This window comes from Promicromonospora vindobonensis (assembly GCF_042685865.1).
In the GTDB taxonomy this organism is placed as follows: domain Bacteria; phylum Actinomycetota; class Actinomycetes; order Actinomycetales; family Cellulomonadaceae; genus Promicromonospora; species Promicromonospora vindobonensis.
Window position 1 is genome coordinate 2517522 of sequence record NZ_JBHUOG010000002.1, and the last position, 21242, is coordinate 2538763.

18 protein-coding genes and 1 other RNA gene are annotated in these 21242 nt (G+C 71.8%); 1 reads left to right on the forward strand and 18 read right to left on the reverse strand.

What is annotated here, in order from left to right; genetic code table 11:
* Nucleotides 1-62 precede the first annotated feature (62 nt).
* From ACFS27_RS24530 to ACFS27_RS24600, 15 genes are all read right to left on the reverse strand, one after another.
* Nucleotides 63-1280 (reverse strand): alanine racemase, encoded by a 1218-nt coding sequence (locus ACFS27_RS24530; protein ID WP_377188864.1) that lies wholly within the window; start codon nt 1278-1280, stop codon nt 63-65.
* 46 nt (nt 1281-1326) lie between these two features.
* Nucleotides 1327-2925, reverse strand: coding sequence for an N-acyl-D-amino-acid deacylase family protein (locus tag ACFS27_RS24535; RefSeq protein WP_377188867.1), 1599 nt, complete (start codon nt 2923-2925; stop codon nt 1327-1329).
* The gene (locus ACFS27_RS24540; RefSeq protein ID WP_377188870.1) at nt 2922-4751 is read right to left on the reverse strand and encodes a beta-N-acetylhexosaminidase; all 1830 of its coding nucleotides are present in this window, start codon (nt 4749-4751) and stop codon (nt 2922-2924) included. The genes ACFS27_RS24535 and ACFS27_RS24540 overlap by 4 nt, the downstream gene beginning before the upstream one ends.
* Before the next feature lie 120 nt (nt 4752-4871).
* Nucleotides 4872-6539 carry an alpha/beta hydrolase gene (locus ACFS27_RS24545; protein ID WP_377188872.1) on the reverse strand — a complete coding sequence of 556 codons (1668 nt, stop codon included), beginning with the start codon at nt 6537-6539 and terminating at the stop codon, nt 4872-4874.
* 146 nt (nt 6540-6685) lie between these two features.
* Nucleotides 6686-8566: a propionyl-CoA synthetase gene (locus ACFS27_RS24550; RefSeq protein ID WP_377188875.1), complete on the reverse strand. Its 1881-nt coding sequence runs from the start codon at nt 8564-8566 to the stop codon at nt 6686-6688.
* Nucleotides 8567-8670: 104 nt separating this feature from the next.
* On the reverse strand, nt 8671-9411 hold the full coding sequence (locus tag ACFS27_RS24555) for a phosphotransferase (RefSeq protein WP_377188877.1): 741 nt from the start codon (nt 9409-9411) through the stop codon (nt 8671-8673).
* A 76-nt stretch (nt 9412-9487) separates the two neighbouring features.
* Nucleotides 9488-11011, reverse strand: coding sequence for an HNH endonuclease (locus ACFS27_RS24560; protein ID WP_377191168.1), 1524 nt, complete (start codon nt 11009-11011; stop codon nt 9488-9490).
* A gap of 736 nt (nt 11012-11747) precedes the next feature.
* Nucleotides 11748-12116: a transfer-messenger RNA gene (gene ssrA / locus ACFS27_RS24565) on the reverse strand.
* A 124-nt stretch (nt 12117-12240) separates the two neighbouring features.
* Nucleotides 12241-12714 (reverse strand): SsrA-binding protein SmpB, encoded by a 474-nt coding sequence (smpB, locus tag ACFS27_RS24570; protein ID WP_377188880.1) that lies wholly within the window; start codon nt 12712-12714, stop codon nt 12241-12243.
* 90 nt (nt 12715-12804) lie between these two features.
* Nucleotides 12805-14232, reverse strand: coding sequence for a peptidoglycan DD-metalloendopeptidase family protein (locus tag ACFS27_RS24575; protein ID WP_377188883.1), 1428 nt, complete (start codon nt 14230-14232; stop codon nt 12805-12807).
* Nucleotides 14232-15143: a permease-like cell division protein FtsX gene (ftsX, locus tag ACFS27_RS24580; RefSeq protein WP_377188886.1), complete on the reverse strand. Its 912-nt coding sequence runs from the start codon at nt 15141-15143 to the stop codon at nt 14232-14234. The genes ACFS27_RS24575 and ftsX overlap by 1 nt, the downstream gene beginning before the upstream one ends.
* A 2-nt stretch (nt 15144-15145) precedes the next feature.
* Nucleotides 15146-15922 carry a cell division ATP-binding protein FtsE gene (ftsE, locus tag ACFS27_RS24585; protein WP_377188889.1) on the reverse strand — a complete coding sequence of 259 codons (777 nt, stop codon included), beginning with the start codon at nt 15920-15922 and terminating at the stop codon, nt 15146-15148.
* Nucleotides 15923-16069: 147 nt separating this feature from the next.
* Complete coding sequence (gene prfB / locus ACFS27_RS24590; RefSeq protein WP_377188891.1) at nt 16070-17179, reverse strand: peptide chain release factor 2; 1110 nt, start codon at nt 17177-17179, stop codon at nt 16070-16072.
* A 79-nt stretch (nt 17180-17258) separates the two neighbouring features.
* Entirely contained in the window at nt 17259-17672 is a 414-nt protein-coding gene (locus ACFS27_RS24595; protein WP_377188894.1) for an ankyrin repeat domain-containing protein, read from the reverse strand.
* Between the two features lie 271 nt (nt 17673-17943).
* Nucleotides 17944-18471, reverse strand: a complete 528-nt coding sequence (locus ACFS27_RS24600) for a hypothetical protein (RefSeq protein WP_377188897.1) — start codon at nt 18469-18471, stop codon at nt 17944-17946.
* A 194-nt stretch (nt 18472-18665) separates the two neighbouring features.
* Between ACFS27_RS24600 and ACFS27_RS24605 the strand changes: the two genes are divergently transcribed.
* On the forward strand, nt 18666-20003 hold the full coding sequence (locus ACFS27_RS24605) for an endo-1,4-beta-xylanase (protein WP_377188900.1): 1338 nt from the start codon (nt 18666-18668) through the stop codon (nt 20001-20003).
* A 150-nt stretch (nt 20004-20153) separates the two neighbouring features.
* On the opposite strand, the gene ACFS27_RS24610 is transcribed toward ACFS27_RS24605, so the two are convergent.
* The 3 genes from ACFS27_RS24610 to ACFS27_RS24620 are packed head-to-tail and all read right to left on the reverse strand — an operon-like array spanning nt 20154 to nt 21204.
* The gene (locus tag ACFS27_RS24610) at nt 20154-20651 is read right to left on the reverse strand and encodes a pilus assembly protein (RefSeq protein ID WP_377188903.1); all 498 of its coding nucleotides are present in this window, start codon (nt 20649-20651) and stop codon (nt 20154-20156) included.
* Entirely contained in the window at nt 20648-21031 is a 384-nt protein-coding gene (locus tag ACFS27_RS24615; protein ID WP_377188906.1) for a TadE/TadG family type IV pilus assembly protein, read from the reverse strand. The genes ACFS27_RS24610 and ACFS27_RS24615 overlap by 4 nt, the downstream gene beginning before the upstream one ends.
* Nucleotides 21028-21204 carry a hypothetical protein gene (locus ACFS27_RS24620; RefSeq protein WP_377188908.1) on the reverse strand — a complete coding sequence of 59 codons (177 nt, stop codon included), beginning with the start codon at nt 21202-21204 and terminating at the stop codon, nt 21028-21030. Before ACFS27_RS24620 ends, ACFS27_RS24615 begins: the two co-directional genes overlap by 4 nt.
* Nucleotides 21205-21242 lie beyond the last annotated feature (38 nt).

Consider the following 21242-nt stretch of genomic DNA (forward strand, 5'->3'; position numbering starts at 1 on the left):
TCTGGTCATGCGGTGGGTCGGGTACGTCAGGTGGTCAGGTACGTCAGGTGGGCCCCGCCGGCTCAGAAATCGAGGGTGACCTGCTCGGTGACCTCGTCGCCGCGGGTCACCAGGGCGGTGCGGTACTTGTCGAACGTCGTGCACGGGTGCGAGATGCCGAACCCGATGACGTCGCCCGGCCGCAGCCCGCCCTCGCTCACCGGCTCGACGGAGAGGTAGGCGTGCTGGTCGTTGAGCGCGGTCACCTGCACGCCCGCCAGCTCCCGGGCCTCGCCGAGGCGGCCGGCGCCGTCGGCGGGGCGCACGACGAGCGGCGTCGGCAGGTCGATGTCGAACGACACGTCCCTGCGCCCCATGCCGCAGATGACGAGGCCAGGCTCCGGCGCGGACAGCACGGAGGCCCAGACCGTGATCGCTGGGCGCAGCGCCGGCGCACCCAGCCGCGTCCACGGGTCGGTACGCAGGTAGTGCCCGTGGTCGTGGGTCACGTACGCGCCGGACCGCACGACCGCCCGGGTCGGCACGGTCTCGCCTGCCGCGTCCTGGACCGGCACGGCCAGACGCCGGGTGACGACGTCGGCGAACGCGCTGCCGCCCGCGCTCAGCACGACCGGCCCTGTCACGAGGCCGGCGATCCCGGTCGCCACCTCGCGCAGCTGATCGCACCAGCGGCCGACGGCGGTCAGCTCGTCGGGGCTGGTGCCGCCCGCCACCGGGCCCTCGTAGCCGGCGACGCCGACCAGGCGCAGGCCGGCGTCGTGCACCAGGCCGGCGAGGGCCACGGCGTCGGACACCGTGCGCACCCCGGTGCGTCCGCCGGGCACGCCGAGCTCGACGAGCACGCCCAGCCGGGCGGCGTCGTCGGGTGCGGCGCCCGCGAAGCCCTCGGCGAGCAGGTCGATCCCGCGGGCGGAGTCCACGTACACCCAGACCTCGTCGGCGGCCCGGTCGGCGGTGCCGTCGGTGAGTGCCGCGCGCAGCCAGGCGATGTCGCGGGGGTCGACCAGCTCGTTGGCGAGGAAGGCGCGGCGTCCGGGGCCCGCGACGCCCCAGCCGAGCGCCGTCCGGAGCTGTGCGGGCGTCGCGACGGTGGCGCCCCACGCCCCGGCGGCGGCCTGCCGCTGCCAGATCTCGCGGGACATGTGCGTCTTCACGTGCGGAGCGTGCTCCACACCGCCCTCGTCGAGCGCGCGCGCCACGGTGGCGATGTTGTGGTCCAGCGCCGCCTCGTCGAGGGTCAGCAGGGGCCAGGTGAACGTGGGGTCGTCGATGCGCAGCACACCCACATCCTGCCGTGTCTCCGGCCGTGCGCGCACGCGCCGCCCGTCAGCCAGCGGTCCGGGTCGCGGATCCGGCGGGTGCCGGACGCAGGCCGTGCCCCGGCGTCGCACCGGTGAGCCGTCCGGCGGCCAGCACGGGCACCCCGCCGACGAGCACGTCCTCGATGCCCGACGCCGGCGTGCGCGGCTCCTCGTAGGTCGCTTCGTCGCGGACCCGGCCGGGGTCGACGAGCGCGATGTCGGCGACGGCACCCGTCGCGATCTCCCCGCGGCCGGTCAGCGCGAACCGGCGCGCGGCGCGCGCCGACAGGTGCTCGGCCGCATCCCACCAGGTCCACGACCCACGGCGCACGTGCTCGTCGAGCAGCCGGGCGAAGGCACCCCAGCCGCGCGGGTGCGGCCGCCCGCCCCAGTAGATGGCGTCCGAGCCCGCGAGGTGCGCCTCGTGCCCCGCCAGCGTGCGGACGGACTCCGGTGAGTTGGTCGGTGGCTGCGCGAACACGCAGCTCGCGCGGAGCGCGGTCGTCGTGAGCACCTCGACCACCGTGTCGGGGGCCGAGCGCCCGAGCCGCGCGGCGACGTCGAGCAGGGTCATGCCCTCCGCCCACTCCAGGCCGGGGACGGACGCGAACGTGATGCGCGGCCAGAGCTCGGTCAGGCCGGCGAAGTGTTCGCCGAGGCGGGCGGCCGTGGCGGGGTCGCGCAGGGCGTCGATGGTCGCGGCGGCGTCGGCAAGGGGCAGCCACGTCGGCAGGGCGACCATCGAGAGGATCGAGCATCCCCGCAGGTACGGGTAGGAGTCGTAGGTGACGTCGTGGCCACCCGCGCGCGCTGCCCCGACGCGCTCCAGCAGCTCCCCCGCCGGGCCGTGCAGGTGGGAGACGTGCGTCGCGACGCCGGACGCGCGCGCGACCCGCATCAGCTCGTCGAGCGCCTCGACGCCCCGGTCCTCGTACCCGCGCATGTGGCTCACGTGCGGCAGCCCTCGCACAGCCACGACCTTCGCGAGCGCCGCCAGCTCCCGCTCGTCGGCGTAGGCGGCGGGCACGTACTCGAGACCGGTCGAGAACCCGCAGGCACCGTCGTCCAGCGCCTGCTCCAGCAGGCCGACCATCGCCGCAACCTCCTCGTCCGACGCCGGACGCTGCGCGGCCCCCATGACCCGGTACCGCAGGGTGCCGTGCGGGGCGAGGTACGCGACGTTCACGGGGACCGTGCGGTGGTAGGTGCTGAGCAGCTCGCCGACGGAGCCGCCCGTGAACGTGGGGTGCCGTCCGTCGATGGCGGCGAAGTAGGTGCTCGCCCAGTCGTAGGTCGCCTCGTCGGTCGGGGCGAAGGAGACTCCGTCCTGCCCGGTCACGACCGTGGTGATCCCCTGGCGCAGCATGGCGAGCTGCACGTCCGGCTCGAAGACGGCGGCTTCCGCGTGCGTGTGCGCGTCCACGAACCCCGGCATCGCCACCCTGCCCTGCGCGTCGAGCGTCCGGACGTCGGGCTCCAGGACGTCCTGCCCGACGGCGGGGCGCGCACCCGGACGCGTGATCGCGGCGACCCTGCCGCGTGCGACGTGCAGGTCCACCGGCTCGGACAGGGTGCCGTCGGGCTGCGGCACGCGGGCATCGCGAACCAGGATCGTGCCGGTCATGCGTCACCCTCAGGGGTCTCGGGGCCGCTGCCCTCGGTGGCCAGGTTCTCCGCCCCGCCGTCCTCGCGCCAGCCGCCCATCCCGGCCCAGCCGCCGACGGCGGTCTCCGCCGCCAGGTCGCGCGGGTAGCCCTCGACGCCGGGGCGGGTCTGCCACGGGTGCGGCCCGGTGAGCGGCCGGTACTCGACGCCGTACGCGTCGAGGCGAGGCAGGTGCCGCCGCTCCAGGCGGTCCAGGAACTCCTTCGACGCAGCGGAACCCGGCGCCCGGTCGGCCCGCTGCGACCAGGCGACCTCCGCGAATGCCGCCAGCCGGGGATAGGTCGCGTAGTCGACGCGCCGCGCGTTGTCGAGGTGCTCGGTCCAGACCTGAGCCTGCGTGCCGAGCAGGCGCCCCGGCACTGTGGCCGGGCCCGACCCGCCCGTGGCTGCGCCCGTGGTCGAGGCCCGGTTCTCGACATGCTCCGCCAGCGGGGCGGGGAGCGGCTCGAAGCCGTACACGTCCTCGACGGTCCGCAGAAAACCGACCGGGATCGGCTCCGCCGGGTGCTCACCGGCGCGGTGGTCGAGGTAGACGGCCTGCTCTGGTGCCATGACAACGTCGTACCCGGTCTCGAGCGCCGCCGCACCCTGGGCGTAGCCGCGCCACGACGTGACGATCGCGTCGCGCGGCAGCATCGGCGACATCGCCTCGTCCCAGACCACGGCACGGCGGCCGGCGTCGGACACGTGCTCGGCGAGGCGGGCGACGAACCAGCCGTGCAGCCGCGCGACGTCCGGGGCGCCGTCGGACCCGACCAGCCCCAGCGACCTCGCGCGCTCGACGATCTGGGGCGACTCGCGCCACAGGGTGGGCGGCACCTCGTCGCCCCCGAGGCCGATCCATGGCGTGTCGAAGACGTCGAAGACCTCGTCCAGCACGTGCCGGAAGAACGCGAGGGACCCCTCGGACGGATCGAGCACGTCCTGGCTGATGCCCCACGTGGTGCGGACCCCGCTGCGGTCCTTGCGCGTGCCGAGCTCCGGGTAGGCGGCGACGGCCGCCTCGACATGGCCGGGGACGTCGATCTCGGGGACCACGGTGATGTCCCGGTCGCGGGCGAAGGCCACGATCTCGCGCAGGTCGTCCTGCGTGTAGAACCCGCCGTGGGGGCGTCCGTCCCGCGAGCCGGTGCGCCAGGTGCCGACCGTCGACTCGCGGCGCCAGGCACCGGTCCTGGTCAGCTCCGGGTAGCGGTTGACCTGCAGCCGCCAGCCCTGGTCGTCGGTGAGGTGCAGCTGCAGGACATTCAGCCGGTGGGCGGCAGCGAGGTCGATGAACCGCAGCACGTCGTGCTTGGGCAGGAAGTGGCGTGCGACGTCGAGCAGCACGCCGCGCCACTCGAAGCGCGGGTGGTCCTCGATGCGCACGACCGGCAGCTCGAGCGGTCGGGTGCCGCTCCGTCGGTAGGCCGCCGGACCGGCGAGCTGGCGCAGGGTCTGGGCCGCGGCGTGCGCGCCGGCCAGGTCCGCTGCCTCGACCTGGACCGAGCCGGCCACCGGCCCGGCGGGCGCTGGACGTCGCGCTGCTGGGCGCACCTCGATGCGGTACCCGCGGGGTGGCAGGTCGGGGGCGACGGCGAAGACGACGCCGGGCTCGCGGTCGATCGCCGAGGGGACGAGGTCGAGGCCGAATGCCTCCTCCGTGACCCGGCGCCACCAGCGCGCGGCGGGCCTCAGCACGGGGTCGGTCCCGACCCGCGCACCGTCCTCGATCAGTACCGAGCCGCCCGGCAGCTGCGTCGACGCAGGCTCGGGGACGAGGCCAGGGTCTCCGGGGTAGTGCACGGCGCCACACTAGCGCGGCGCCCTGTTCACGCGGGGACCTTCGGCGCCGTGGTGGCCCCCGTCCGCAGCGGAGAGAGCGCGCGGTCCCGAGGACCGCGCGCTCCCGCTACGCCAGACCTGTCAGCCCGCTCGGCAGGAGACGTCGCGCTTGGGCATCTCCCCCTCGACCAGGAAGGTCGTGCCGACGTTCAGGGCGCACGCGTTGGTGCCGAGCGCGTACACGCCGTGGCCGCTGCCGTCGACGGTCACCAGCCGGGACCGGTCACCGAACTTCTCGTGCAGCCGCTCGCCACCGGCCAGCGGGGTGACCGGGTCGCGACGGTTCTGCAGGATCAGCACGCTGTGGGGACCCTCGTCGGCGATCTGCACCGGCGGCTCGACCGGCTCGGACCAGTAGGCGCAGGGCAGGATGTTGGCCGACGCCGCGCCGAACATGGGGAACTTCTTGCGGTCCTCTGCCACCGCCTGGCGGTAGGCGTTGACGTCCTCGGGCCACTCGCTGTCGTTGCAGGTCGAGGCGATGAACACCGACAGGGCGTTGGAGAGCGGCGACACCTCGTCGGCCGCCACGCCGTCCTGCGCGGCAGCGGTCGCGGCGACGCCGTCCGACAGGACACCGTCGAGGAGGGTGGCGTCCAGCAGGCTCTGGGCGCCAGAGGCGTCGCCGTCCAGCAGCGACTGCCAGGTCTGCGCCGTCCGGCCGTAGGTCAGCTCGCTGTAGAGCCCTCCGAAGACGACCTGGCGGAACAGGCTGCCGTCGACCCCCTGCACGGGGTTGCGGTCCAGCCGCTCGGCGGTCTCGAAGTAGTGGGCACGCACCTGTGCCGGCGTCCGGCCCAGCCCGTAGGCGGTGTGCCGCTTGGCCGCCCACCTCGCGAAGTCGGGGAACGTCTGCTCGACCCCCTGGGCGAACCTGCGCAGCCCTTCCTGGTCGAGGTGCGTGTCGCCGACGTTGCTGTCGAGCACCACCCGGTCGACGGTCTCGGGGAACATCGACGCGTAGGCGGCGCCCAGCGCGGAACCGTAGGAGTAGCCGAGGAAGCTGGCCTTCTCCTCGCCCAGTGCCGCGCGGACGCTGTCCAGGTCACGGGCCATGTTCGCCGTCGACACGTGGCGGAGCAGGCCGTTCCCGTCGTTGGCGGCGCACTGCTCGGCAGCGGCCTCGACGACCTCCGCTCGTTGGACGACCGCCGCGTCGTCGACCGCGTACGGCGGGACGTTGCCGAAGTAGTCGCCGCCGATGGTGAACTCGCAGTCGATCCGGGTCGAGTGGCCGACCCCGCGGGTGTCCATGCCGATCAGGTCGTAGGCGTCCAGCACGGTGTCGGGCAGCCCTCTCGACATCAGGAGCGAGGACTGCGCGAGCCCGGAACCGCCCGGGCCGCCCGGGTTGAGCAGGAGCACTCCACGCCGCTTGGCCGGGTTGTCGCTGGCCAGGCGGGACACCTGGAGCTCGATCTGCTCGCCGTCGGGGTGGGAGTAGTCCAGCGGCACGGGCACCTTTGCACAGGTCAGGACGTACGGTGCGGCCTCTGCCGCGACATCGGCGGGGCACGGGCCCCACTCCACCTGCGCGGCGGGCCCACCCCCTGGCTCGACGTCGTCCGGACGGACGTCCGCTGCGGCGGGCACAGCGAGCGCACCGGCCAGGCCCAGCACGGTCAGCAGGGCCATGCCCCGGCCCCGTGCTCGTCGTGGCCGGCCGCGACGCCGCACGCTGTCGGACGCACCGTGCCGGGGTGCGTCGGTCGGGACCGGATGGGAGGAACCGAACTGGATTCGCTTCATGCACCCACCCTCCGCCGCCGCACGCGCGCCGGGCAGTGCCACCGATCACCAGCTCGCCCGGGATCCGCACGGGTCGGGGCATGACAGATGTCACCAGCCGACGTCACCGAGCCGAGCGTCGGCAGCGCCGGGACCGGGCGCCCGGCTCACTCCCGCCGCAGCACGGGCTCCAGCGCCTCCAGCACCGCCAGGTCCTCGATCGTCGACGGCACCTGGGGGTGCTCGCCGTCGGCGAGCTGCCGCATCGTGCGCCGCAGGATCTTGCCCGAGCGGGTCTTCGGCAGTCCTGCGACCACCTGGACGTCCTTGAAGGCCGCGACGGGGCCGATCTCCTCGCGCACCGCCGCGACGAGCTCCGCCGCCACGCCGCTGGGATCGACCCCCGCCTTGAGCACGACGAGCCCGCGCGGGACCTGCCCCTTGAGCGGGTCGGCGACCCCGATCACCGCGCACTCCGCCACGGCGGGGTGCGCCGCGAGCACACCTTCGATCGCGCCGGTGGACAGGCGGTGCCCCGCGACGTTGATGACGTCGTCGGTGCGGCCCATGACGTAGACGTACCCGTCGTCGTCGATGTAGCCGCCGTCGCCGGAGAGGTAGTACCCGTCGTAGGCGGCGAGGTACGAGGACACGTACCGCTCGTCGTCACGCCACAGCGTCTGCAGGGTGCCAGGCGGCAGCGGGAGGCGGATCGCGAGGCTGCCCTCCTGCCCTGGCCGAGCGACCGTGCCGTCAGGGAGCAGCACCTGCACGTCGAAGCCGGGCACCGGGACCGACGGCGATCCCGGCCGGGTCGGCATCGGGGCCAGCCCTCGCAGGTTGGCGACGACCGCCCACCCCGTCTCGGTCTGCCACCAGTGGTCGATCACCGGCACACCGAGGGCTCGTCCCGCCCACTCGTAGGTGCCGGGGTCGAGCCGCTCCCCCGCGAGGAACAGGTGCCGCAGGGACGAGGTGTCGTGCTCGGCCAGGAGGATCCCCTCCGGGTCCTCCTTCTTGATCGCGCGGATCGCGGTCGGTGCGGTGAACAGCGCCTCGACACCGTGCTCTGCGACCACCCGCCAGAACGCCCCGGCGTCCGGCGTGCCTACCGGCTTGCCCTCGTACAGCACGGAGGTCGCGCCCACGATGAGCGGCCCGTAGACGATGTACGAGTGGCCGACCACCCAGCCGACGTCGGACGCCGTCCACCAGACCTGGCCCGGCCCGATGTCGTAGACGTTGCGCATGGACCAGGCCAGGGCCACGGCGTGGCCGCCGTTGTCGCGCAGGATCCCCTTGGGCTTTCCCGTGGTGCCCGACGTGTACAGGATGTACAGCGGGTCGGTCGCCGCGACCTCTTCGCACGGCGCGGGGTTCGTGCGTCCGGCGTGCAGCACCGTGGCCCAGTCGACGTCCCGCCCGTCGACCATGGTCGCCGTGGCCTGGGGCCGCTGCAGCACCACGCACGACGCCGGCTCGTGGTCGGCCAGCTCGAGCGCCTTGTCGAGCAGCGGTTTGTACTCCACGATCCGCGTGGGTTCGACGCCGCACGACGCCGACACGACCACCTTCGGCTGGGCGTCGTCGATCCGGAGGGCGACCTCGTTCGCGGCGAACCCGCCGAACACCACCGAGTGCACGGCGCCGAGCCGGGCGCAGGCCAGCATCGCGACGACCGCCTCCGGCACCATCGGCATGTAGAGCACCACGCGGTCGCCCGGCCCGACGCCGAGGTCGCGCAGGCCGCCGGCGAACGCGGCGACGTCCTGCAGCAGCGACGCGTAGGTGATGGTCGTCGAGGCCCCGGTCACCGGGCTGTCGTAGATCAGCGCCGCCTGGTCCCCGCGACCCGCGATGACGTGCCGGTCCAACGCGTTGTAGCAGGTGTTGAGCCTGCCGTCGGGGAACCAGCGGTAGAACGGCGGGCTGTCGTCGTCGAGCGCGCGGGTGGGCTTACGGAACCAGGAGACAAGGGCTGCCTGCTCACCCCAGAATCCCTCCGGGTCCGCGAGGCTGCGCCGGTAGACGTCCGCGTAGTCGGCCATGTGGTGCCCTTCCGCTCCGGCTCACGGACCTCGGTGTCCGCGCCGTTGTCAGTGTGCCTCGCACGTGCGGCGACGTCGAGCGGCCGGGCCCTCCCGGTCACGTATCACAGCAGCCGGGCGAGCTCCTCGGCATGCTCTGCCGTCCAGGCTGCCTGCTGCCGGACGGCGTGGGGTACGCCGAGCTCGGCGAGCCGGACCATGGCGGGTTCACCGGCCCGGGCGCCGGCGTCGATGCCGTCGGCGCACCGGTGCTGCCACCAGAGCGCCGTGGGCACTAGCTCGGACCGGTCCAGCGGCCCGTAGGCGTCGCGGACCGTCACGAGCGCCCTTGCTGCCCTGCTGACGTCGGTGCCCGGGCCCAGCGGGACGAACTGCCAGACCAGGTGTGCCACGTCCTCGATCCGCCGGCCCGGTCCGGCGATGTCCCAGTCGATGAACGCAACCGGATCGACACCGCTCACGCCGCGGCGGAAGACGGTGTTGCGCGGGTCGAGATCGTGATGGCACACCACCTCCGCGTCTCCCGCGAGCTCGGTGCCTGCCGTCAGGTCGTGCAGCTCGCGCACGAGCCGGGCGACCCCGGCCAGGCACAGCGGCGCGGCGGCCGCCCGCCGGACGACGTCGTCCGCGCCGCTGAGACCGTCGACATAGCTGACCACCTCCGTCGCCGGAGGCTCGACGCGGAGCAGCCGGGGTGCGCCGCGCCAGCCGCGCTCCGCGAGGTAGCGCAGGAGCTCGTGCACGTACTCGTGCCGCTCCCCCATCGAGCGGAACACCTCGTCGCCCCGCCGCGTCACGGTCGAGACGAACCCACCGGACAGGACTTGTTCGTCGTTGTGCTGCACGGTCCGAGTCTCTCGTGATCGGCGGCCGACGCAAGGAGGGTGCCGGTGGGGTCCAGGCAGCTCGAGCGGTGGCCGATCAGGGTGTATGTGCCCAGGCGAGATCGGGGCGGGACCGTCGCGAGGACCGGCGCCCGGCTGGCCCGCGCCGCACGGGCGGGCGGTAGGCGATCACGTCACGACGGCGCGGTGCCGTGCACCTGATGCTGTACCGGGAGCGTGGGACGCGTCCGTTGCCTGGGTTCCCCATGCCGACGGCCGGGGTCCACCCCGGTACCGGTTGACCTGCACGGTTCGGCTGGCCTGCCCGGTTCGGTTGACCGGCAGAGCCCGCGTCCTGACGTCTCACGGGCTCCGGTGGCCGGGGCACGACCGAGACAGCGATGTGTCCCGTCGGTGTGACCGTCTCGACCGCGTGCCTGCCGTCGACCGTGGTGGCCTTCTGCCCCCACCCGGGTGCCTGCTTCGCATGGTTGCACCGGGCGCACAGGCCCTGCCCGTTCTCCAGGCTGGTCCGCCCACCCTCGACGAACGGCGTGATGTGGTCGATATGCCGCACCGAGGCGTCGCACCACGACGTGCCGCAGACGCCCTGCTCCCTCGCGCGCAGCAACACGGCCAGACCGGGCGGGTGGAACCGGGACGTCGAGGTTGTGGCCAGCAGCCGGCCACGCGGGTCGACATAGATCGCGCGGAGCCACGCCGTGTCGGCATCGATCCCGTGCGCCGCAAGATTCCGAGCCACCAGGGCCGGGACCGTGCCGGCCCCCGCAGACATACCCTCCGGCACCACACCGGGCTCGTCACCACCGGCCAGCAGCGTCTGGTCGGAGACCAGCAGGTTGATCGTCACCGGCACCTCCTCCGCCTTACCCGGCTCACGGCCCGTGACCCGCTCGATCAGGGTGTCAGCCATGATCTGCCCGACACCCCGCTCGTCACCGGCAGCCTTGGTGGCATCGGCGTGCGCCTTGAGCTGCGCATAGGCCTGCACCCCCTGCTGCATCGGGACCAGCGCGGTCAGGTAGACCATCAGATCCGGAGCCGGACGCACCGAGACCCGCCGCTCCGCCACAGCCTTCACGTTCCGCTTCACACACGCATGCACGTCCAGCTGCGCAGCGAGCGCCTTGACCCTGGCGACCAACCGCTTGGTCCCCAGCCGGGCCAGCTCCGCCAGACCCGCAGGCCCGCAGATCTCCTCATCGATCCGGGCCCGGTGCTCCGGCGTGAGGTGCGACGTCTCCCGCACCATCAGCGTCGCCCGCCACGACGAGAGCACACCCGTGCGCAAGGCGTCGAAGGTGTACGGCATCTGCGTCACCCACGCCCGGGCCGTGCCAAGGAACGTAGCGCCCGCGTGCGGGCTGACCTGCATCGCCGCACCAACCTGGTTCGACACCCCACGACCCCGCCGCTCGACCCGGATCCCCTGCACGGCCTCATCGGCCCGAGTCGCCTCCTCCAGCGCCACCGCCAACCGGCCCTGCGCCGCGGCCACGGTGTTCTTCACCGCCTCCAGCTCACCAAGCAGGTCCACCCACTCCGCCTGCACCTGCTTCGCCGCCGGGCCGTCCGTGTCAGTACCCGCTGGCAGGATCATCCCGGCCAAGCGCTCGCGCAGCGCCCGAACGTCCGCCGCGCGCCACACCGCACCGCCAGCAGGGGGCAGCACCGAACCGCAGGGCTGGTCGCCCGCTCCAGGTGCACCTCCGGCTGATGTCATGCTATCAACCTATGGCACACGCGTTCGCACTGCTCGTCGAACGCGGGCCCTACGCCGACAGCAGAACAACCAGTCCCTGAAGAACGCCCGCCACCGGCCGGACCGGACCGGGCGATGCCATCGAGTCCTCCGCAGCCGGGTTCAAGGGGCCCGCAAGGACCCTCGCCCTGACGACGTATGCCAGGCATGAACCCGCTACGAGCACCACGCCGGCTCCTCGGCACGGGCCTGGCAGGCCTGCTGCTCCCTGGGCGGCGTCGCCGCACCACTCTCGCCCCAGTGCGGCGGTCCCGAGGTCGCCGGATGGGACTGGGACGCGATCGAGGGCGACTCGGCCCAGGACACCACCTGGGGCAAGTACACGGTGGAGGGCACCTGGGACGGCGAGACCTTCCACCTCCCCGAGGCGGCCGCTGCGCCGTCCGAATGGCCCACGCTGCCCGAGGACCCCCGGCTCGATCCGGGCAATGCGGGATCGGTCGACCCGGACACATCGGAGTCCGAGGCCCAATAGGCCTGCCCACGGCAGGCTGACAAGCAGCCGGGCAAGCAGCCGGACAGGCCCGGGCACAACGAAGGCCCCGCCGAGATCGGCGAGGCCTTCTACACAGGGCTGTGGAGCTGCCGGGAATCGAACCCGGGTCCGGTGACGCTTTTCGAGTACTTCTCCGGGCGCAGTCTGCTATGGATTTTCTCGGCCCCCGCACTCGCGCAGACACGTTCGCGGACAGGCCCAGTCACCTAAATGTTCCCGCAGCCCCGATGACGAGAGCTACGAGCAGTGGCTTCCTAGATGACGCCGGCTACTGGGACGGAAGCATTTCCCAGGCCGACGGAGTTCGGGCTCGCTCAGGCGGCGAGGGCGAACTCGTTGCGCGAGTTATCGGCAACTATGTGTTTGCAGACATCGTTTACGAGATAAGTCTGCATCCTCGGCCCGCTTCTCCTCGAAGCACGACCACCGTCGAAACCGATCAGCCCCTATGTTGTTGTCAACCGCCCCGCCCGGGCTGCGCCCGTGCGGAACATCTCCATCCTAGGCGACAACAGCGCAGACGGGAACGTTATTTCCGTTACAGCGAACGGGCGCCGTCAGCCGCGACGGGTCAGCGGAGCTCCTTCTGCCGCATCGCCCGCTGTGCCTCACGCATGTCCTGCTGCTCGCGCAGGGTCTGGCGCTTGTCGTACTCCTTCTTACCGCGGGCCAAGGCGATCTCGACCTTGGCCCGGCCGTCCAGGAAGTACAGCGACAGCGGGATCAGGGTGTGCCCCTTCTCCCGTGACTTCGACTCCAGCCGGAGGATCTCCTCGCGGTGCAGCAGCAGCTTGCGCCGACGCCGAGGCGCGTGGTTGTTCCACGTGCCCTGGAAGTACGCGGGGATGTGCACGTTCTCGAGCCACGCCTCGCCACGGTCGATGTTGGCGTAGCCGTCCGTGAGCGAGGCACGCCCCATCCGCAGCGCCTTGACCTCGGTACCCGAGAGCACGAGCCCGGCCTCGAAGACGTCCTCGATCACGTAGTCATGACGGGCCTTCTTGTTGTTCGCCACGATCTTGCGCGGATCGTCCTTCTTGGCCATGGTCTCCCTCCGGGATCTGCTGGTGCGACCTGCCCCGTGCGGGCAGCGCGACGTCCCAGTTTACGCACCCGGCCTGGGTGGACCAGGCTTTTACAGCCAGGTCATCGGGTCGACGGTCGAGCCGTTGATGTACACCTCGAAGTGCAGGTGGCAGGCCGTGGACGTGCCGGTGGTCCCGGAGTAGCCGATCACCTGTCCGCGTGAGACCTGCTGGCCGGCCGAGACGGCGAACGACGTGAGGTGGTTCGAGCTCGTCATCACGCTGCTGCCGCCGGACGAGTAGCCGTGATTGATCAGCACCTGGTTGCCCAGGCCGTCGAGGTAGCGCGCGTACTGCACGGTGCCGTCGGCGGGGGCCAGGATCGGCGTGCCGCAGTACGCCCGGAAGTCGGTGCCCGCGTGCAGCCGGTTGTACTGCAGCACCGGGTGGAACCGCATGCCGTACGAGGAGGTGACGACGGGGCTCGCCGTCGGGTAGCCGAGGAACGACACGGTCCCGACGCTGCCGCCACCGCCGGACGAACCCCCGCCGGACGAACCCCCGCCGGACGAGCCGCCGTCCGACGACCCGCCCCCCGCTGACCCGCCGCGAGATGCGTTCTCCTGCGCCTCCCGGGCCTCGCGCTCTGCCTGCTCCTGGGCCAGCCGCTCGTCCCGCGCCTCCTGCTTGCGGATGATCTCCTTGAGATCGGACTCGATGGAGCTGAGCTCCTGCTCGTTGTCCCGCATGTTCGCCACCGCTACGTGCTTGCGGCGCTCGATGCGGTTCTTGAGCCGTTCCTGCTCCGCGATGAGGCGCTCGATCTCCGCCTTGCGGTCCACCGCCGCCTGCTTGGCCTGCTCCTTCGACTGCACGTTCTCGTCAGCCAGGCGCTTGAGCTCGGTGACGATCTCGCGGATGGCGGACAGCCGCGCCTCCAGGTTACGGGCGGTCGCCTCGGCGTCCTGCAGCTCGGCGAGCGTCCGCGCCCGGATCCGCGCGGCCGACGACGACACCGAGTAGCCGTCGATGAACTCCTCGGTGCTCTGCGCTCCGGTCACGAGCCCGATCGTGGAGTTGTCACCGGAACCGCGAAACTCCTCGCGCGCCATCTGCGCGATGTCGTCACGCGCCCCGTCGACCTTGCCCGAGCCGTCCTGGAGCTGCTGGCTGACCTTCGCCTCCTCGAGCTCGGCGTCGGCCAGGCGCTGCGCGAGGATCGCGGCCTCCCGCTCCGCTCGCTCCAGCTCGGCCTCCGCGACGGCCAGCTCTGCCTCGGCGACGGGCAGCCGCCCCTCGACCTGGTTCAGCTCCAGCACGGCGTCGGCCAGCTGGGTGTCGGTGTGCTCCAGCTCGGCCTCGAGGCCCTCGCGTTCGTCCTCCTTGGCCTGCTGCTCCCGCTCTGCGGCGGCGCGGCGGTCGTCGAGGTCGTCCGCGTGGACGGCCGTCGCGCCGCCCAGCAGGAGGACGAGCGCGAGCGCGGCGGCGACCGGCCCGCGGCCGCGGACCCTCGAGGGCAGGTTTCGGGGAGTGAACATCAGATCCTCGTGTACCGGTTCAGGGTGAAGAACGACGAGAGCGCGGCCAGGGCGACAGCCATGATCACCAGCAGCGGCGCGACGCGGAGCACGTCGACCTCCGAGACGTAGGCCACCCAGTCGACCGACCGTTCGAGCCAGTCGCTGACCATGAACCGCACCGCCAGCCAGAGCCCACCCCCGGCGAGCAACGAGCCCAGCACGGCGGCCAACGCCCCCTCCAGGAGGAACGGGAGCTGGATGAACAGGTTGGACGCGCCCACCAGGCGCATGATCTCGGTCTCCTTGCGCCGCGAGACGGCACTGAGCCGGATGGTGGTGGTGATCAGGAGCACCGCGGCAAGGAGCATCACGCCGGCCAGCCCGGCCGCGAGCAGGGTGGCGACGTTGAGCGTGCGGAACAGCGGCTCGAAGACGGCGCGCTGGTCCTCCACGATCTCCACGCCGTCACGCCCGGAGAGCACGTCGCTGACGACGGCGAACTGCTCGGCGTCGGACAGCTTGAGGCGCAGCGAGGCCTGCATGTCGTCAGCCGTCAGCTGCGTGCCCTGGTAGCCGTCCGGGTAGCGCTCGCTGAACGCCTCGAACGCCTGCTCCTTCGACTCGTAGTAGACGCGGCTGACCTCGTCGGACAGCTCGGTGTCGATGACCTGGCGCACGGCGTCCACCTGGGCGTCCGTCGCCTCGCCGGTGGCGCACGTCGGCGACACCGAGCCCTGCGGGCAGAGGAACACGGATACCTCGACGAGGTCGTACCAGTCGTCCTTGAGCTTGCCGATCTGGGCCTGGAGGAGCGCGGCGGCCCCGACGAACGTCAGCGACACGAAGGTCACGAGCACCACGGCCACGACCATCGTCGTGTTCCTGCGCAGGCCGGAGAGGACCTCGCCCAGCACGAACTGGAAGCGCACGGTCAGCCTCCCCGCACCGTCTGGACCGGCGCGCGGGTGCCGCTGCCCGGGGCGTCGAGCACCGGCGAGGCGCCGACGTCGGGCAGGATCGACTCGCGCTCGCCGTAGCCGCCGCGGGCCTCGTCACGAACCACGACGCCGTCGGACAGCTCCACCACGCGGCGCCGCATCTCGTTGACGATCTCGTCGTCGTGCGTCGCCATGACGACGGTGGTGCCCGTCCGGTTGATGCGGTCGAGCAGGCGCATGATGCCCAGCGAGGTGGTGGGGTCGAGGTTGCCGGTCGGCTCGTCGGCCAGCAGGATCTGCGGCCGGTTCACGATGGCGCGGGCGATCGCGGCCCGCTGCTGCTCACCGCCCGACAGCTCCGTCGGCATCCGTTTGCCCTTGCCTGCGAGGCCCACCATGTCCAGCACCTCTGGCACGGTGTCCCGGATGACGTGGCGCGGCTTGCCGATCACCTGCAGGGCGAACGCCACGTTCTCGTGGACCGTCTTGTTCTGCAGCAGGCGGAAGTCCTGGAACACGACCCCGAGCTGACGGCGCAGCGTCGGCACGCGCCACCCGGAGAGGTTCGCGACGTCCCTGCCCGCCACGTAGACGCGGCCGCGCGTGGGCCGCTGCTCGCGCAGCACCAGCGACAGAAACGTCGACTTGCCTGAGCCCGAGGCCCCCACGAGGAACACGAACTCGCCACGCTCGACGTCCACGGAGACCTGGTCGAGGGCAGGTCGTGCGCCGCGCGCGTAGACCTTCGACACGTTCTCGAACCTGATCACGAGCCCGAGACTAGGGGGGTGAAGTGGTGGCGTGTCGGGGAGACACGCCGACGGCACCCACCCGGTTGCCCATCGAGGACGCAAAATATCGGGCAAACCAGGTCGCACATGGCATTTCAGCCAGAGCTATGCGGCCCTGCGAGCGAGTCAGCTCGGCGAGGTACCCCGGCGCCAGCGGATGCCGGCCTCGATGAAGTCGTCGATCGCGCCGTCGAACACCGCCTGCGGGTTGCCCGACTCGTGCTCGGTGCGCAGGTCCTTGACCATCTGGTACGGCTGCAGCACGTAGGAGCGCATCTGGTCGCCCCAGCTGGCCTTGATGTCGCCGGCCATCTCCTTCCGCGTGGCCGCCTCCTCCGCCTTGCGCAGGAGCAGCAGGCGCGACTGCAGCACCCGGTAGGCGGCAGCGCGGTTCTGGATCTGCGACTTCTCGTTCTGCATCGCGACGACGACGCCGGTGGGGATGTGCGTCATGCGCACCGCGGAGTCGGTGGTGTTCACGGACTGCCCGCCCGGGCCCGACGAGCGGTACACGTCGATCTTGAGCTCGGAGTCCGGGATGTCGATGTGGTCGGTCTGCTCGATGAGCGGGATCACCTCGACCGCCGCGAACGACGTCTGCCTGCGGCCCTGGTTGTCGAACGGCGAGATGCGCACCAGGCGGTGGGTGCCTGCCTCGACGGACAGGTTCCCGAAGGCGTACGGCACGTTGACCTCGAAGGTCGCGGACTTGAGGCCCGCCTCTTCCGCGTAGGAGGTGTCGCCGACCTTGGTGGGGTAGCCGTGGCGCTCGGCCCAGCGCAGGTACATGCGCATCAGCATCTCCGCGAAGTCGGCGGCGTCGACGCCGCCTGCACCCGCACGGATGGTCACGACGGCCTCACGGGAGTCGTACTCACCGTTCAGCAGCGTGCGGACCTCGAGCGCCGCGAGATCCTTGCGGATCTTCACGACCTCCTCCTCGGCCTCGGTGATCGAGTCGGCGTCGTCCATCTCCAGACCCAGCTCGACGAGCGTCTCGACGTCGTCGATGCGGGCGGCGAGCTTCTCCACCCGGCTGAGCTCTGCCTGCGCCGCCGACAGCGCGGAGGACACCCGCTGCCCTTCCTCGGGGTCGTCCCACAGGTTCGGCGCCGACGCCTGCTCCGACAGCTCGGCGATCTTCGCCTGGAGCGCGGTGGGGTCGCTCACGGCCTCGATGGACTCGAGGGTGGCGCGGAGCGCCTTGATCTCTGCGGGAAAGTCGTTGGATGCCACGGTGTTCAAGGCTACCCGCGCATCGTGGTGTCCGACGCCGGAAAATGCGCCGTCGGCTCAGCGGTTGCCCAGCGACTGCTCAGGGCGCCCCGGGCTCCGGCAGCTCACGGCCGAACATCTGCGCCGTCTCGCGGGCGCTCGGGGTACCCGCGTCGACGTCCGCGCCGTGCTCGATGAGCACCCGGATCACGTCCGACTCGTTCTTGAAGACCGCCCCGGCAAGCGGTGCCTGGTTCTTGCCGTTCAGCCGGTTCACGTCGGCGCCCCGCTCGGCGAGGCCCTCCGTGAGCTCCGCGTGCCCGTGGTAGGCGGCGAGCATCAGGAGCGTGTTGTCGGACTCGTCGGCCAGGTCGACCGGCAGGCCTGCGTCGACGAGGTCCAGCAGCACGTCGGCGCCCTGCCGGGCGAGGTCGAAGACCTGGTGCGGCTCGAGCCGCGTGCCGCCCTGCTCGTCTCCGCTTTCCTGGGGAGGCTCCTGCTCGCTCATATCCACAATCTAGCTGGTTGGGTCCGGTGGGTGGTCGGTCGGGTGGTCGGTCATCGGCAGGCCGGTCATCGGCAGGCCGGTCGGCCCAGGCCTCCAGCCCCAGCCCTCGGACCTCGGACCTCGGACCTCGGACCGACTGCAGACTTCGTCGACATCTCGCTCGCCGACCGCAGACTTCGTCGCGGTTGGAGCCCTCAGAACCGCGACCAAGTCTGCAGTGGGCAGATGCGACAGCAGCCAACTCTGCAGTCGAGCAACGACGGCTCCAGGCGCTGGCTCACCACGCCCGTGCCGTTGACGACACCGAGACCCTGACACCGCCGCCGAACGCGTCGGTGAACCAGCGCAGCAGCGGCGGCTGCGACACGCCCGCCAGCGTGACCCGGGCCGACCGGCCGTCCGGCGACGACGCCTCGGCTACCGCCACGGGGATCCCCGGCGGGTGCTCGACGAGGTACTGCTCGACGGCGGCGTGCACGTCGGCGTCGGACAGCGTGAGCGGGGCGCCGTCGGCGGGCACGCCGGCCCCCGCGTAGAAGGCGTCGGGAGACATCGCACTCGCGGCGTCGGCCGCTGCGAGGTCCGCGACGTCGTAGAGCGCCTTGCGGTCGAGGTGAACAGCGCTCGCCGACGCGACCACCGCGATCAGCATCAGCGCGAAGGCGACGAAGGCCGAGGTCAGCAGCATGATCCGGCCGCTCTCGTCGTTCTCCGGCTCCCTGCGGCACGTCGGAGGGAACGTGCGCGAGTGTTCACCATAGGCCAGTGCGTCGTTGCGTGTTCTTGGCCTGCCTGGGCGCCTCATGTCCACAGTATGTGTCGGGCAGTGACCTCGCGCTCGGCCAGCTGAACGCCCACTGGACAATGTCCGGACAAACCTAAACGTTTCAACCTTTGAAAACGTTTAGCAGAACCTCTTGACAGGCGGTCTGCCGTATAGAAATCCTTTTCCACGTTCGACGGGCCAAGGACGGCACGTCCCACACGAAGGGATCAACGATGACCCGAACGCTCACCCCACCGCGCCCCCGGCGCAGGCTGCGAGCCATCTCGCTCGCCACGCTCACCGCCGTGGTGCTCACCGCAGGCGTTGCGGCCACCTCGGCGCAGGCCGCAGGCAGCACCCTGCAGGCCGCCGCCGCGGAGTCCGGTCGGTACTTCGGCACCGCGATCGCCGCGAACAAGCTCTCCGAGTCGGCCTACACGACCATCGCGAACCGCGAGTTCAACATGATCACCGCGGAGAACGAGATGAAGCTCGACGCGACAGAGCCGAACCAGAACCAGTTCAACTTCACCAACGGCGACCGCATCGTGAGCTGGGCACGCAGCAACGGCAAGCAGGTACGTGGGCACACCCTGGCGTGGCACTCCCAGCAGCCTGGCTGGATGCAGAACATGAGCGGCTCGGCGCTGCGGTCCGCGATGCTCAACCACGTCACCCAGGTCGCCACCCACTATCGCGGCCAGATCCACTCCTGGGACGTGGTGAACGAGGCGTTCCAGGACGGCTCCTCCGGCGCGCGCCGCGACTCGAACCTCCAGCGCACCGGCAACGACTGGATCGAGGCGGCGTTCCGCGCCGCCCGGGCAGCCGACCCCAACGCCAAGCTCTGCTACAACGACTACAACACGGACGACTGGACGCACGCCAAGACGCAGGCCGTGTACAACCTGGTCCGCGACTTCAAGGCCCGGGGCGTGCCGATCGACTGCGTGGGGCTCCAGTCCCACTTCAACTCGCAGAGCCCCGTGCCGAGCAACTACCAGACCACGCTGTCGAGCTTCGCGGCGCTGGGCGTCGACGTCCAGATCACCGAGCTCGACATCGAGGGTTCCGGCAGCGCGCAGGCCGACAACTACCGCAGGGTCGTCGAGGCCTGCCTCGCCGTCTCCCGCTGCACCGGCATCAGTGTCTGGGGCGTCCGCGACACCGACTCGTGGCGGGCCAGCGGCACCCCGCTCCTCTTCGACGGCAACGGCAACAAGAAGGCCGCCTACACGTCCACGCTCAACGCACTCAACGGCGGCGGCTCGACGGACCCCGGCCCCGGCCCCGGCCCCGGCCCCGGCGACGGCTGCACGGTCACCGTCAGCAGGGCGAACGAGTGGTCCGACCGGTTCAACGTCTCGCTCGCCGTCTCCGGCAGCTCGTCGTGGCGGGTCTCGATCGGGCTGCAGGGCGCACAGAGCCTGCAGAACTCGTGGAACGCCACGGTCTCGGGCACCACCGGCACCCTGACGGCGACACCGAACGGGTCCGGCAACTCCTTCGGCATCACGCTCTACAAGAACGGCAGCACCAGCCTCCCGACGGCAACCTGCTCGGTCCCCTGACGGGCTGACCGGCCAGGCACCACGGCGGCGGTCCGTACCTTCCCCGCGGAAGGTGCGGGCCGCCGCCACGCGCCCGGGTCCGGCGTCGGCAGGCTGCGGGTCTCTCCTGGACGCCTCACGACCGGGCGCCCTCACGACCATGAGGCCGCCTCACGACCGTTCCTGCGCGTACCGGTCGACGGTCCCCGTGCGTGCCGCCTCGACCGGGACGGTCCACGGCGCCCAGCCGCGCGCGACGTCCGGCAGCAGGGGCAGAGGTACCTCGACCCGCACGACGGCGCCCACCGCGGCACCCGGCGTGAGGCACGGTGAGGCGGAGCACTCCAGGGACAGGGAGCCGTCGGCACGTGCGAAGCCCTGGTCGGACAGGGCGATCCCGACTGCGGTCTCCGCGCGGACCGCACCGGCCGACGACGACTCGGCGGTGACCATCGCACGGACGGCCTCCCGAGCCGCGCCCTCTGCCGCGAACGCACCCGCCTGGACCCGGCCCAGCGTCACCACGAGGTAGACCAGGGGGATCAGCAGGATCAGGGCGACGCCGAGGAACTCCACCATCGCGGAGCCGCGCTCGCGCTCCCCCGGCGTGGGCCGGCCCGGCTGGTGTCCCGGCGGGGGCTGTCCGGGTGCCGGACCGTCCGGTGTCACGGCGCCTCCTCCAGCGCGTGGCCCCGGACGGTCAAGGTCCCGCCGGGACCGAGCAGCCCGACCACGGGCAGCGGCGCACGCACCGTCACCTCCGTCACGGCGGCACCGTCGAGCGTGGTGCGGCCCGCGGTCACGTCACGGGCGTAGTCCGCGGTCAGGGCGTCGGCCAGGAGCGCACGGGTGCGCGCGACGCCGTCGGCCGGCCCCCGGTCCACGCGGGCCGCCACGCGCGCACCCTCGGCCGCCGCGTCGGTGGCGAGCGAACGTACGTGGACCGCGAGCGCCACCTGGACCACACCGAGCAGCAGTGCCAGGACCAGCACGGACACCAGGAGGAACTCGGCAGCCGCGGAGCCGCGCTCCGGCCCGCCGGAGGTCACCCCTGGCCCGTGACGCTGCTGATCGCCTGCCGGAACGCGTTCTCCAGCAGCGGCCCTGCGACGGCCCAGAGGGCGACCACAAGTCCTGCGGTCATGAGGGTCACCAGGACCCAGCCGGGTACGTCGCCCCGGTCGCCGTCGTCCGCACACCTGGGCTCGTGGTCGTCGCGCATGGCGCTTCCTTTCGTCGGCAGACCCGTTCGCAGAGTCA

Excerpts from the sequence above, each read along its gene's own strand:
- ACFS27_RS24600 (WP_377188897.1), bottom strand. The coding sequence starts at position 18,471 with ATGAGGCGCCCAGGCAGGCCAAGAACACGCAACGACGCACTGGCCTAT.
- ACFS27_RS24620 (WP_377188908.1), bottom strand. The coding sequence starts at position 21,204 with ATGCGCGACGACCACGAGCCCAGGTGTGCGGACGACGGCGACCGGGGC.
- ACFS27_RS24535 (WP_377188867.1), bottom strand. The coding sequence starts at position 2,925 with ATGACCGGCACGATCCTGGTTCGCGATGCCCGCGTGCCGCAGCCCGAC.
- ACFS27_RS24560 (WP_377191168.1), bottom strand. The coding sequence starts at position 11,011 with ATGATCCTGCCAGCGGGTACTGACACGGACGGCCCGGCGGCGAAGCAG.
- ACFS27_RS24550 (WP_377188875.1), bottom strand. The coding sequence starts at position 8,566 with ATGGCCGACTACGCGGACGTCTACCGGCGCAGCCTCGCGGACCCGGAG.
- ACFS27_RS24605 (WP_377188900.1), top strand. The coding sequence starts at position 18,666 with ATGACCCGAACGCTCACCCCACCGCGCCCCCGGCGCAGGCTGCGAGCC.
- ACFS27_RS24545 (WP_377188872.1), bottom strand. The coding sequence starts at position 6,539 with ATGAAGCGAATCCAGTTCGGTTCCTCCCATCCGGTCCCGACCGACGCA.
- smpB (WP_377188880.1), bottom strand. The coding sequence starts at position 12,714 with ATGGCCAAGAAGGACGATCCGCGCAAGATCGTGGCGAACAACAAGAAG.
- ACFS27_RS24575 (WP_377188883.1), bottom strand. The coding sequence starts at position 14,232 with ATGTTCACTCCCCGAAACCTGCCCTCGAGGGTCCGCGGCCGCGGGCCG.